The 12,010-nt window shown below is 71.7% G+C and carries 10 protein-coding genes; 3 read left to right on the forward strand and 7 right to left on the reverse strand.

Annotation, left to right across the window (positions count from 1 at the left end; translation table 11 throughout):
• Positions 1-88: 88 nt before the first annotated feature.
• Both ACIBNA_RS44470 and ACIBNA_RS44475 read right to left on the reverse strand, forming a co-directional pair.
• On the reverse strand, positions 89-1,780 hold the full coding sequence (locus ACIBNA_RS44470; RefSeq protein ID WP_399171141.1) for a DUF885 domain-containing protein: 1,692 nt from the start codon (positions 1,778-1,780) through the stop codon (positions 89-91).
• A 32-nt stretch (positions 1,781-1,812) separates the two neighbouring features.
• A complete protein-coding gene (locus ACIBNA_RS44475) occupies positions 1,813-2,304 on the reverse strand; it encodes an Lrp/AsnC family transcriptional regulator (protein ID WP_114250735.1) in 492 nt (163 codons plus the stop codon).
• A 59-nt stretch (positions 2,305-2,363) separates the two neighbouring features.
• Here ACIBNA_RS44475 and ACIBNA_RS44480 point away from each other — a divergent pair, with 59 nt between their 5' ends.
• Positions 2,364-3,602, forward strand: coding sequence for a trans-sulfuration enzyme family protein (locus ACIBNA_RS44480; RefSeq protein ID WP_399171143.1), 1,239 nt, complete (start codon positions 2,364-2,366; stop codon positions 3,600-3,602).
• On the opposite strand, the gene ACIBNA_RS44485 is transcribed toward ACIBNA_RS44480, so the two are convergent.
• The 3 genes from ACIBNA_RS44485 to ACIBNA_RS44495 form a co-directional block, all read right to left on the reverse strand.
• The gene (locus tag ACIBNA_RS44485; RefSeq protein WP_399171145.1) at positions 3,591-4,844 is read right to left on the reverse strand and encodes a GNAT family N-acetyltransferase; all 1,254 of its coding nucleotides are present in this window, start codon (positions 4,842-4,844) and stop codon (positions 3,591-3,593) included. The two genes, ACIBNA_RS44480 and ACIBNA_RS44485, sit on opposite strands and share 12 nt — an antisense overlap.
• A gap of 136 nt (positions 4,845-4,980) precedes the next feature.
• Positions 4,981-6,555: an alkaline phosphatase D family protein gene (locus tag ACIBNA_RS44490; protein ID WP_399171147.1), complete on the reverse strand. Its 1,575-nt coding sequence runs from the start codon at positions 6,553-6,555 to the stop codon at positions 4,981-4,983.
• 139 nt (positions 6,556-6,694) lie between these two features.
• Positions 6,695-8,125 (reverse strand): PLP-dependent aminotransferase family protein, encoded by a 1,431-nt coding sequence (locus ACIBNA_RS44495; protein ID WP_399171155.1) that lies wholly within the window; start codon positions 8,123-8,125, stop codon positions 6,695-6,697.
• A 157-nt stretch (positions 8,126-8,282) separates the two neighbouring features.
• Between ACIBNA_RS44495 and ACIBNA_RS44500 the strand changes: the two genes are divergently transcribed.
• The gene (locus tag ACIBNA_RS44500) at positions 8,283-8,768 is read left to right on the forward strand and encodes a hypothetical protein (protein ID WP_399171149.1); all 486 of its coding nucleotides are present in this window, start codon (positions 8,283-8,285) and stop codon (positions 8,766-8,768) included.
• A gap of 37 nt (positions 8,769-8,805) precedes the next feature.
• Here the strand turns inward: ACIBNA_RS44500 and ACIBNA_RS44505 are convergent, their stop codons facing one another.
• Positions 8,806-9,339 carry an RNA polymerase sigma factor gene (locus ACIBNA_RS44505; protein WP_399171150.1) on the reverse strand — a complete coding sequence of 178 codons (534 nt, stop codon included), beginning with the start codon at positions 9,337-9,339 and terminating at the stop codon, positions 8,806-8,808.
• Between the two features lie 704 nt (positions 9,340-10,043).
• The gene (locus ACIBNA_RS44510) at positions 10,044-10,874 is read right to left on the reverse strand and encodes an alpha/beta fold hydrolase (RefSeq protein WP_399171152.1); all 831 of its coding nucleotides are present in this window, start codon (positions 10,872-10,874) and stop codon (positions 10,044-10,046) included.
• 162 nt (positions 10,875-11,036) lie between these two features.
• On the opposite strand from ACIBNA_RS44510, the gene ACIBNA_RS44515 reads away from it, so the two are divergent.
• The gene (locus tag ACIBNA_RS44515; RefSeq protein WP_399171153.1) at positions 11,037-11,921 is read left to right on the forward strand and encodes an RNA polymerase sigma-70 factor; all 885 of its coding nucleotides are present in this window, start codon (positions 11,037-11,039) and stop codon (positions 11,919-11,921) included.
• Positions 11,922-12,010 lie beyond the last annotated feature (89 nt).

A 12,010-nucleotide genomic window follows, 5' to 3' on the forward strand; every position in this document is an offset into this window, starting at 1 on the left:
ATCGACACATCACATCAACGACCACACCGACAACCAGACACCGCACGTGCCTCGTTCCAACCGATCGAGGCACGTGCGAAATCCGGGTCTAGAGCTGGGACAGTTCGTCCACCAGGTCGTCCAGACCCAGGGACCCCTGCGAGAGGGCCGCCATGTGCCAGGCCTTCGGGTCGAAGGCGTCACCGCGCCGGGCGCGGGCCTTCTCGCGGCCCAGCAGCCAGGCGCGCTCGCCGAGCTTGTAGCCGATGGCCTGGCCCGGCATGGACAGGTAGCGGGTCAGCTCGCTCTCCACGAAGTCCGCGGGGCGGCTGCTGTGCGAGCCGAAGAACTCCTGCGCCAGCTCGGGCGTCCAGCGCTCGCCCGGGTGGAAGGGGGAATCGTCCGGGATCGTCAGCTCCAGGTGCATGCCGATGTCGATGATGACGCGCACGGCACGCATCATCTGCGCGTCCAGGTAACCGAGCCGGCGCTCCGGGTCCGTCAGGAAGCCCAGTTCGTCCATCAGCCGCTCGGCGTACAGGGCCCAGCCCTCGGCGTTGGCGCTCACCATGCCGACACTCGCCTGGTAGCGGGAGAGGTTCTCCGCCACGTGCTTCCACTGGGCCAGCTGGAGATGGTGGCCGGGCACACCCTCGTGGTACCAGGTCGACACCAGGTCGTAGACGGGGAAGCTCGTCTCGCCCATGGTCGGCAGCCAAGTGCAGCCCGGGCGCGTGAAGTCGTCCGACGGCGGCGTGTAGTAGGGGGCCGCGGCGCTGCCCGGAGGGGCGATGCGCGACTCCACCCGGCGCACCCGCTCGGCCAGGTCGAAGTGGGTGCCGTCGAGCGCGCCGATCGCCTCGTCCATCAGGGACTGCAACCAGTCGCGGACCTCGTCGACACCCTCGATGTGCGTGCCGTGCTCGTCCAGGTGCGCCAGCGCCACCCACGGCGTTGCGGCACCCGGCAGGATCTTCTCGGCCTCCGCCTTCATCTCGCCGAGGAGGCGGTGGTACTCGGACCAGCCGTAGGCGTACGCCTCGTCCAGGTCGAGGTCGGTGCCGTTGTAGTAGCGCACCCAGCGCGCGTACCGCTCCCGGCCCACCACGTCCGGCGCGCCCTCGATCGCCGGTGCGTACACGTCCCGCATCCAGTCGCGCAGCCGCAGAACCGCCTCGGTGGCCGAGCGGGCCGCCGCGTCCAGCTCGGACCGCAGCGCCTCGGGGCCGGCGGCCGCGAAGGTCTCGAACCAGCCGCGGCCCTCGCCGTCGGCGTCCGCCCACTCGCCGAGCTGCTCCACGAACGTGGCCGTGGCACGCGGCCCGCCGTACAGCTTCCGCTCCAGGCCGAGCGCCAGGGACTGGCGGTACCCCTCCAGCGCGGCCGGGACCGCGCGCAGCCGCTCGGCGATCGCCGCCCAGTCCTCCTTGGACTGCGCCGGCGTCACGGTGAACACCTGCCGCACCGCATGGGCGATGGAGCTGAGGTTGCTGACGGAACGCAGACCCTCCTCGGCCTCGTGCACGCCGAGTTCGGCGTTGAGCCGCTCACGCAGCAGGCGCGCGCACCGGCGCTCGATGTCACTGTCCGCGCCGGGTAGCCGCTCCGCCTCGTCCAGCCGGGCCAGCGTCCGCCGCGCCAGCTCCGCGAACGCCTCCTGGCCCGCGGGCGAGGTGTCGGGCAGCCTGCTCGAACTCTCCTTGACGCCGAGGAACGTGCCGGTGATCGGGTCGAGGGCGACGAGCTCGTCGACGTACGCGTCGGCGACCTCACGGGGCAGCGGGCTCTTGATCTCAGACATGCGGTCCATCCTGGTACGACGTGCAGCGCACGTCACGCGGATTGAGCCGAGGGCGAAGGCGGCAGCAGCGGCCCGCACTCCCACTGCTGGAAGATCAGCCGGGTCTCCACGCGCGCCACCTCCCGCCGCGAGGTGAACTCGTCCAGCACGAGCCGCTGAAGGTCGGCCATGTCGGCGACCGCGACATGCACGAGGTAGTCGTCCGGTCCGGTCAGGTGGAAGACCGTCCGCGACTCCGGCAGGGCGCGGATCCGCTCCACGAACGGCCCCACCAGCTCCCGCCGGTGCGGCCTGACCTGCACCGACAGCAGGGCCTCCAGCCCTCGCCCCAGCTTGGCCGGATCCAGCTCCAGCCGGTGCCCGAGGATCACGCCCGAGCGGCGCAGCCGGGCCACCCGGTCCAGACAGGTCGACGGCGCCACCCCGACCTGCGCGGCGAGATCCCGGTACGTCGCCCGGGCGTCGTTCTGCAACAGCCGCAGCAGGTGGAGATCCACCGGGTCCAGTACGACAGATTCGGCCATTGGCCGAACGTAACACGGGATTCCTACGCTCGGACCCGGTCAGTGTTCACCCTTCCGTCATGGACACAGCGAGCATGGGCGCCCACGACGACGTACGCACCGCACCGAGAGCACTCGCCACCGAGGCCGTCCACGCCGGGCGAGACGACCTCGCCCGGCAGGGGCTGCACGCCCCGCCGATCGACCTGTCCACCACCTACCCGTCGTACGACAGCCGCGGCGAGGCGGGCCGTATCGACGCCTTCGCCGTCACCGGCGCGGAGCCGGACGGCCCGCCCGTGTACGGGCGGCTGGGCAACCCGACCGTCGCCCGTTTCGAGACCGCGCTGGCCCGCCTGGAGGGCACCGAGGCGGCGGTCGCGTTCGCCAGCGGCATGGCCGCCCTGAGCGCCGTCCTGCTCGTACGCGCCTCCATGGGGCTGCGGCACGTCGTGGCCGTACGTCCCCTCTACGGGTGCAGCGACCATCTGCTGACCGCCGGGCTGCTGGGCTCGGAGGTGACCTGGACCGACCCGGCCGGAATCGCGGAGGCACTGCGTCCGGACACCGGCCTGGTGATCGTGGAGTCCCCGGCCAACCCCACGCTCGCCGAGGTCGACCTCCGGGCCGTCGCCCACGCCTGCGGCTCGGTGCCACTGCTCGTGGACAACACGTTCGCCACACCGGTGCTCCAGCGTCCCGCCGAACAGGGCGCACGGCTGGTGCTGCACAGCGCCACCAAGTACCTCGGCGGCCACGGCGACGTGCTGGCGGGCGTCATCGCCTGCGACGAGGAGTTCGCGGGACGACTGCGGCAGGTCCGCTTCGCCACGGGCGGCGTTCTGCACCCACTGGCCGGCTACCTGCTGCTGCGCGGCCTGTCCACTCTGCCCGTCCGGGTACGGGCCGCCTCCGCCAACGCCGCCGAACTCGCCCACCGCCTCGCCGCCGATGCGCGAGTAGCCCACGTGCACTACCCGCGCATCGGCGGCGCGATGGTCTCCTTCGAGATACACGGCGACCCCCACGAGGTCACCGCCGGCGTCCGCCTCATCACCCCGGCGGTGAGCCTCGGCAGCGTGGACACCCTCATCCAGCACCCGGCCTCCATCAGCCACCGCATCGTGGACGCGGACGACCGCAGGGGGGCCGGGGTGAGCGACCGGCTGCTGCGCATGTCGGTGGGCTTGGAGGACGTGGAGGACCTTTGGGCCGATCTGGACGGTGCGTTGGGGCGCCCCCTTGGGGGCGCGGGGAACTGCGCGACCAGCCACAGCGAACCCGCACCCGCCAACCGGCATACGACGCTACGGCGCTGAGGCATTCCCCAAACTCGACACTCGCTCCGCATCCGGCTCGCTCAGCCGCGCAGTGATGACCAGCGTCCCCTCCTCGACCTGATAGTCGAGGGGGAGGCCCAACCCCCGCATCGCGGCGACCATCCCCGTGTTGGACGCCTGCGTCACGGCGTACACACTCCTGCAACCCCCTTCCGCGGCCATCGCGACCAGCCGGCCCAGCAACTCCCCGCCGACGCCCCGCCGCTGCCACGCGTCTTCGACGATCACCGCGACTTCCGTCTCGTCCCCGTCCCACAGCAGATGCCCGAGTCCGACCAGCCGCCCGGAGGGCGTCTGCACGGTGAGGGTACGGCCGAACCGCGGACTGAGCAGGTGGTTGAGATAGCGGTCGGCGTCACCGACCGGCCCGTGGTAGCGCAGCTTCAGCGTGCGGTCGGAGCACCGCTCGTGCATCGCCCTGGCCGCCTCCAGATCGCGCGTGTCGGCCCGGCGCACGGTGATGTCGCTGCCCTCGGCCAGAGTGAGCACGTCCCGGCCGTGCGGGACGCGCGGCCCGAGCCGGGCGTCCAGTTCCACCAGGGCCCTGGCCCGGGCGAACTCGGTCGGTGTGAAGGGCAGGTACGGCCGCTCCACGGTGATGACTCCGCCTTCCGGGGCGCGCAGGCGCATCACCGTGTCGTCGAGGGCTCCCTCCACCGGGACACCGTCGGACGCCCGGCCGCCGCCGGCCGGGGCGGGCTGGGAACGGATCGTGCACCGGCCCAGCAACTGGCGCAGTGCCAACGGCAGTTCCGCGGCGTCCAGGGCGGTGCGGGCGGCGAGACCCAGGATCCGGGTCGGCGCGTCCACCAGGTCGTGCGCGTCGGCCCGCTCGATCCAGGTGTCGGTGCCGCCGGCCGACTGGACGGCCGTACTGATCGCGGACGCCGGCAGTTCGCCCGGGGCACGCAGCAGGAACTCGTCCACCGTGCCCTCGGCCAGCGGATGCGTCTGGAGGCTGAGGATATCGGCCCGGTGCTCGGCCAGGGCCGTGCACAGGGCCGCCAGCGATCCCGGTTCGTCCCTCACCGTGGTCCGCATCCGCCACAGCGTGTTCGCCCCCGGCACCGGCTCCGGTGCCGGGGACTCGGTATCGTCCGACGGCGGCGCGTGTTCGTGGCGTCGTGTTCGCCAGGTCTGGAGCGCCGCTGTGACCCGCTGCCACGGGTTGGCGGGACGGCAGTCGTTCAGGTGCCTCACATCAGTCACTTTTCGCGTCATGCACCCACTGTGACCGAACGGTGTTGCGTGATCACGAACGCATTGTGACTGGCGGGTAAAAGGGATTGCTTGCCCTCTTTATCGACCCTTCAAACGTTGCGCTCCGTACCTTACGACGACGCCCTTTTTCCGCACCTCACTGGCCGACCAGGCCGGGCTGGAGCACCTTCGTGAACAGCTCGGTGCCGTCCTGCTCGCGCAGCCGTACCGTCAGCTCGCCGCTGGCGCCGTCGATGTCGACCTCGCCGAAGAACTGGTATCCGCCGGCGGGGGAGACGTTGGCGGTCGTCGGAGCCTTCAGGAACACACGGTCGGGACCGAAGGTGCCGTCGAGCGTGTTCGCCGGGAACGCACCGGCGTTCAGCGGCCCCGACACGAACTCCCAGAACGGCTCGAAGTCGGTGAAGGCGGCCCGCGACGGCTGGTAGTGCTGCGCCGAGGTGTAGTGGACGTCGGCCGTGAGCCACACCGTGCCGGTGATCCGGCGGTGCTTGATGAAGCGCAGCAGCTCGGCGATCTGCAGCTCACGGCCCAGCGGGGCACCGGGGTCGCCCTGGGCGACGGCCTCGATGTTCGGCTTGCCGTCGCCGGTGTCCGGGACGACCAGGCCGATCGGCATGTCGGAGGCGATCACCTTCCACACCGCGCGGGAGCGGGACAGCTCGCGCTTGAGCCACTCCAACTGCTCGCGGCCGAGGATGCCCTGCGGGTCGGTGGGCTGGTCGTCCGGCGAGTTGGCGTTGCGGTAGGTGCGCATGTCCAGCACGAAGACGTCCAGCAGCGGGCCGTGGTGCTGCACGCGGTAGACGCGGCCGTCGGGGCGGCGCAGCGTGGAGATCGGGAAGTACTCCGAGAAGGCCTGGCGGGCGCGGGCGGCGAGCACGTCGACGTTCTTCTCGGTGTACCGGCTGTCGCCGAGGATCTCGCCCGGGTACCAGTTGTTGGTGACCTCGTGGTCGTCCCACTGGATAATGGACGGGACCTGGGCGTTGAAGGCCCGCAGGTTCTCGTCCAGCAGGTTGTAGCGGAAGTTGCCGCGGAACTCCGCCAGGGTCTCGGCGACCTTCGCCTTCTCCTCGGTGGTGATGTTCCGCCAGGTGCGCCCGTCGGGCAGGGCCACGGTCTCGGTGAGGGGCCCGTCGGCGTAGATGTTGTCACCGCTGCAGATGAAGAAGTCCGGGTCGAGGGCGGCCATCGCCTCGTAGATCCGGTAGCCGCCTAGCTCCGGGTTGATGCCCCAGCCCTGACCGGCCAGGTCGCCGGACCAGACGAACCGCACGCCCTCACGCCGCTTGTCGGAGGCCGTGCGGAAGGTGCCGGTGACCGGCTCGCCGGTGCGGCGCGGGTCGTCCGGGTCGGCGAGCAGCACCCGGTAGTGGATCTGCTCGCCGGACGGCAGGCCGCCCAGCCGGGTCGTGCCCGTGAAGTCGGTGCCCGGGCCCAGCAGCGGGCCGTGCCATCTGCGCGGGTTGCGGAACGACTCGGTCGCCGACGTCTCGACGATCATCCGGGCCGGCCGGTCGGACCGCACCCACACCAGGCCGGAGTCGCAGGTCACGTCTCCCGCCTGCACACCCCATCCCGCCTTCGGGCGTCCAGACCGCGCGAAGGCCGGCGCCGCGCCGAGTGCGGTGGGCAGGGTGAGGGCCGCCGACGCGGCGAGGGAGCCACGCAGCACGCTACGGCGCGCGGGGAACGGACGGTGTGACATGGATGCGCCTCCAGGGACGGGATCCGGCCAGTGTGCACAGCCACAACTACTGGCACGCCGCAGCGCACACACGAACCCCAAGTGAACAACTGACCGCGGAAGGAGGGGAACGGGCGGGAACGCGCGAGCTCCGCCGGAGTCACCCCGTGGCCGCCTCCGCCATCAGGCGTATGCCCTCGTGGATCCGGGCGGGCGGTACGTGCGCGTAGCCGAGGACGAGCTGTGTCCGCTTCGACCCGTCGTCCTCCTCCCGCTCGGGACGCGGGTGTGCGTAGGCCGACAGGGGGCGTACGGCCACCCCGGACGCCGTCACGCGGGTGAGGAAACGGTCCTCGGGGCCGTAGCGCTCCGGCAGGGTGGCGATCACGTGCAGGCCGGCGGCGATGCCCGAGACCCGGGAGCCGGGGAAGTGCTCGTCGAGGGCGGCGGTCAGGGCGTCACGGCGCTCGCGGTAGGCGCGCTGGCAGCGGCGCAACTGGCGGTCGTAGTCGCCGCGCTCCAGGAAGCGGGCGAAGAGCGCCTGGTCCAGGGCCGGGTGACCGAGGTCCATGGTGCGCTTGCGTTCGACGATCTCCCGCGCCCAGGACTCGGGCACCAGCAGCCAGCCCAGCCGCAGCCCCGGGGCGAGGGACTTGCTGACCGAGCCCGTGTAGGCGACGTGGTCCGGGTCGAGGCCCTGGAGCGCGCCGACGGGAGCGCGGTCGTAGCGGAAGTCGCCGTCGTAGTCGTCCTCCAGGACGATGCCGTCCACGGACCGCGCCCAGTCCAGCAGTTCGGCGCGACGGCGGGCCGAGTAGGCGATGCCGGTGGGGAACTGGTGGGCCGGTGTCGTCACCACGGCCCGTAAGCCCGACCCCCGCAGCGGCTTCAGGGCGATTCCCTCGCCGTCCATGGGCAGCGGTACGGCGCTGACCCCGGCCGAGGCGTACAGCGCGTCGTGCTGGGGGCTGCCCGGGTCCTCCACACCCACCGCGCGCACCCCGCGCGCGTGCAGCGCGAAACCCAGCAGCGTCGTCGCCTGGGCCACCCCGGAGACCACCACGATCCGCTCGGGGTCGGCCACCACACCCCGCCGCCGGGCGAGCAGTTCGGCCAGCGCGGTACGCAGCCGGGGCAGCCCGCGCGGATCGGGATACCCCAGCTCCTGGTGCGGCAGTTCCGCCAGCACACCGCGCTGCGCGGCAGCCCACGCCGAGCGCGGGAACAGCGACAGGTCCGGCGTCCCGGGCACGAAGTCCGCCCGGGCACCGGGGGAGCGCGGAGCGAGGTCGTGCGCCCGCGGCCGGGCGGCCCGTACGGCCGAGCCCACCCACGTCCCGGCGCCCCGGCCGCTGCGCAGATAGCCCTCCGCCGTCAGCTGCTCGTACGCCTGAGTGATCAGCCCGCGCGACACCCCCAGATCCGCCGCGAGATCCCGGCTCGACGGCAGCCGCGTACCCGGCGCGAGCCGGCCCGAGCGAACCGCCTCGCGCAGCGCCGCCTGAAGCGAACGGCCACGCGTGCGCGCCGGTGCCGAAGCGGCCGGGAGGAGCAGCTCCCAGGCGGGCGACGCGGGTTCGTTGCGGTCCATGCCGTCCATGCCGTCCATGCGGTCAGTCTGCCGGATCCGTGGGCCGGCTTTCCGCCGCGAGGGGTGACGGCCGTCGCCGCGTAAAGAGGGTGGAGGACCGAAGCGGGGGCTCGGCCGGGCCGGGCACCGGAATCGTACGCGCAATCCTGGAGCGTCCGTGGATGCCAAGAACCGGTTCGAGACCCGAACCACTTTCGCGCTCTTACGACTCGAATGGCTGGCCGCTCTGGCCGTTTCGCTGGTGCTCGCCGTCCAGCACCGCGAAGAGATCCGGTGGTGGGTGTTCGCGGCGCTGTTCGCGGTCATCGACGTCATCGGCTACCTCCCGGGCGCGATCGCCTTCCGCCGCAGCCCGGACCGGCGCGTCGCGCGCGGCTACTACGTGGCCTACAACCTGATGCACAGCCTGGTCACGGCCGGTCTGCTGGCCGCTGCCTGGGTGTGGTTCGTACGGCCCGAATGGGCGCTGCTCGCGCTGCCCATCCACCTCATGGGCGACCGGGCGCTGTTCGGCAACTGTCTGAAACCCTTCGGCGTGGCCTTCGAACCCGAATCCCACCCGGTGTACCGCGAGTTCGAGTACGAGTACCTGGGCCGGACGGCCCATGAGGCGGCGAGGAGGGCCACGGGGAGTTCGCGATGAGGGCCCGGGCGAGTGTGCCCGGGGCCCTTCCTGTTCGTCACATCCGGAGTTCCTGTCGCTTTCCGCGCTGGGGGACGGAACTTTCGACGGATCTTCCGGGGGGCAGAGCATCCCAGCCGTGCTTCCCGCTCGGATCGTCCAGGGATTTCAGACACGCCGTCCTCAGTCGCGCCCGCCCCCGGGTGAATGCAGCCTCCGCCGCCTTGACGGAAATGTTTGACCTGCGGGCGAATTCAGCGGTGGAAATTCCCGCGGCACGGGCGAGTATGACGTCCCGTTCACGCCCGCGCAGCAGCCGGACCTGGTCCAGCAGCCACCGGCCGAAGTCCTCGTCGCAGACGTCCTCCTCCGTCGTCCCGGGGTCGTCCGGCAGGGCCGCGCGCTGCAACAGCCTGCTGCGACGCTCCAGGTCCCGGTAGAAGTCGATGCAGAGGCGGATCGCCACGGACGTCAGAAAGGGACCCAGCCGGTTTCTGTCCAGGGCGGTGTGCGCGGCCGCCCGTGCCATGGTCTCCTGGACGCAGTCCTCCGCGTCCTGGTGACTGGGAAGCCGTCGTCGGACCAGCCGCATCAGGCGGTCCCGGTGTTGGGATATTTCCTCCCAGGAGCAGGGAGCGGGCGAGGGGCAGGTCAGCTTATGCGCCATGAGGAATGAAGCCCGATGTCTCTCGGTCGAGCAGGGGAAATGGCGGCCGGAACGGAATTCCCTCGGCCTCGCGCCTTCACTACCCGAGGCGGTGGCGCGGCAAACCGGAGGTTCTGTCCCCTTGAATTGCCGGGGTAGGGCGGGAACGGGGTATCACGTTCCGTCAGGTCTTCACGAGAATTCCGGGCCGTCGAAAACCGGCAACCGGCCGCGGAATTCGCTCAGAGGGCAGGGCAGCCTCCTCCCGCGATCACTGTGCTGAACGTCCACGAACGTGAGCTGCCCGCTGCACCGGCAGTCGTCGGCGCCCTGATCGACTCGCTCGGCACCGCGAACGACCGGCTCTGAGCGCCCGGTTGGCCGCCCGTGCGCTTCGACCGGCCGCTGGAGGTCGACGCGTCGGGTGGTTACGGTCCCGTGCGCTACGCCCCCCCGGGGCGTGCGCTGGCTGCTGTTCTTCCGCCCCCTGCACGACGCGCCGGCAGAGCCTGGACTGCGCCGAGCGGGCACAGACCGGGACGGTGGCACGTCCGACCGACTGGGGCCGGTACGTACGGCTGTTGCGCGCCGCGACCGCACGGGTGGCGCCCGAATCGGCCGAGTGACGACCGGGCCGGGCGCCCTGTCGTTCAGCGGCTGCCGTCGAGCACGACCCGGGCGACCAGCGCCGGGTCGTCGTTCATCGGGACGTGGCCGCAGCCGGGCAGCCGCACCAGCCGGGCGCGGGGGATGACGCTCTTGGCCCGCACGCCCTGGCGGGGGATCAGCAGCCGGTCCCGGCTGCCCCACGCCACGGTGACCGGCGTACCCACGATGTCGTCCGTGAACTGCACGGTCCTGCCGGAGCGGAGGGTCTCCGAGAACCCCTGCGCCCTAGCCAGCGCGAGCGTCTCGGCGATCACGGCCTCGGGTGAACGACGGCCCGGGCGGGCGTAGATGGTGCTGGTCAGCAGTGTGCGGCCGATCGCCGGACGGGCCAGCCGCTCGACTACGGGCAGCGGCATCCGCCTGGCTATCTGCCGCATCGTCATCAGCACCGTGAAGGCGTAGCGGCGCTCGGCCTCGTTCCAGAACCCCGCGGGGGACAGGGCGGTGACGGAGCGGACGAGCTGCGCCCGGGCCAGGTCCAGGGCCAGCAGACCGCCCAGCGAGTTGCCCGCCACGTGCGGCCGTTCGATCTCCAGCGCCTCGCACAGCGCGGCGAGGACGGTGTTCATGGTCGGCAGGTCGTGCGCCATGCCGTCCGGGAGCGCCGGTGACTCGCCGCACCCGGGCAGGTCCACGGCGATCACGTCCCGCTCGGCCGCCAGCGCGGGTATCACCGGGTCCCACACCTGCCGGTGGTGGCCGATGCCGTGCAGCAGGAGCAACGGTTCGCCGCTGCCCTGACGGGTGTAGGACAGGGTCACGTTCTGCTCGCCGTGTGCGGAGGCGACTTTGAAGGAGGCGGTGGCGGACATGCGGTGCTCCTCGGCTGTACTCGCTGACGGACGCCGTAGACAGCTTGTCAGCAATTGCTACCGGCGGGTAGCCCCGAGTTGACGCCACTTTCACGGCCGCGGCTGTCCGGCAAGGGCGACTCCGCCTGGACAGGGCCGCATCGGTGGGCTGGGATGGAGCCCGTGACCTCCGAGACCGCGACCGACGTCTTCGAAGCGCACCGCCCCGTCCTGCTGGGCGTCGCCTACCGCATGCTGGGCCGCGTCGCCGACGCGGAGGACGTGGTCCAGGAGGCCTGGCTGCGCTGGTCGGGCAGCGACCGCGGCGACGTGCGCGAACCGCGCGGGTACCTCGTACGGATCACCACCCGCCTCGCCATCGACCGACTGCGCCAGATCAAGGCCCGCGGGGAGACGTACGTGGGCCCGTGGCTGCCCGAGCCGTACGTCACCGACTTCGGCGACACCGTGCCGGACACCGCCGAGCGGGCCGTGCTCGCGGACTCCGTCTCGCTCGCCGTCCTCGTCGTGCTGGAGTCGCTGTCGCCGCTGGAGCGGGCGGTGTTCGTGCTGCGCGAGGCCTTCGGCTTCCCGTACGCCGAGATCGCCGCCGTGCTCGACCGCGGCGAACCGGCGGTCCGTCAGCTGGCCGGGCGGGCGCGCAAGCACGTGGAGGAGCGGCGGCCGCGCTATGAGGTCGACCCCGCCCAGCGGCGCGACCTCACCGAACGGTTCCTCGCCGCGGCGGCGGACGGCGACCTCGAAGGGCTGCTGGCGCTGCTCGCCCCGGACGTCCGGCTCGTCGGCGACAGCGGCGGCAAGGCGCGGGCGCCGCTGCGGGTCCTGCAGACCGCGGACAAGGTGGGCCGCTTCCTCGTCGGCGCCGCGCGGAAGAGCGTCCCCGGCTTCTCCCTGCGTTTCGTGGAGCTCAACGGCGGCCCGGCCGTGCTGTTCCTGTCCGGCGACAAGCCCGACTCCGTCTTCCAGCTCGACGTCGCCGACGGCCGCGTCCAAGCGGTCTACGTCATCCGCAACCCCGACAAGCTGCGCTCGCTGGCCGCCGTCTAGACCCGGATTTCGCACATGGGGTTTGAGGTGTCCAGCCAGCGTGGGCGGGTTTCATCGATGCCGAGTAGTTCGAGGAGGTGGGCTTGAAC

It is taken from the genome of Streptomyces sp. NPDC050164 (assembly GCF_044459945.1).
Classification (GTDB): domain Bacteria; phylum Actinomycetota; class Actinomycetes; order Streptomycetales; family Streptomycetaceae; genus Streptomyces; species Streptomyces coeruleorubidus_A.

Excerpts from the sequence above, each read along its gene's own strand:
- ACIBNA_RS44470 (WP_399171141.1), bottom strand. The coding sequence starts at position 1,780 with ATGTCTGAGATCAAGAGCCCGCTGCCCCGTGAGGTCGCCGACGCGTAC.
- ACIBNA_RS44475 (WP_114250735.1), bottom strand. The coding sequence starts at position 2,304 with ATGGCCGAATCTGTCGTACTGGACCCGGTGGATCTCCACCTGCTGCGG.
- ACIBNA_RS44480 (WP_399171143.1), top strand. The coding sequence starts at position 2,364 with ATGGACACAGCGAGCATGGGCGCCCACGACGACGTACGCACCGCACCG.
- ACIBNA_RS44485 (WP_399171145.1), bottom strand. The coding sequence starts at position 4,844 with ATGACGCGAAAAGTGACTGATGTGAGGCACCTGAACGACTGCCGTCCC.
- ACIBNA_RS44490 (WP_399171147.1), bottom strand. The coding sequence starts at position 6,555 with ATGTCACACCGTCCGTTCCCCGCGCGCCGTAGCGTGCTGCGTGGCTCC.
- ACIBNA_RS44495 (WP_399171155.1), bottom strand. The coding sequence starts at position 8,125 with ATGGACCGCAACGAACCCGCGTCGCCCGCCTGGGAGCTGCTCCTCCCG.
- ACIBNA_RS44505 (WP_399171150.1), bottom strand. The coding sequence starts at position 9,339 with ATGCGGCTGGTCCGACGACGGCTTCCCAGTCACCAGGACGCGGAGGAC.
- ACIBNA_RS44510 (WP_399171152.1), bottom strand. The coding sequence starts at position 10,874 with ATGTCCGCCACCGCCTCCTTCAAAGTCGCCTCCGCACACGGCGAGCAG.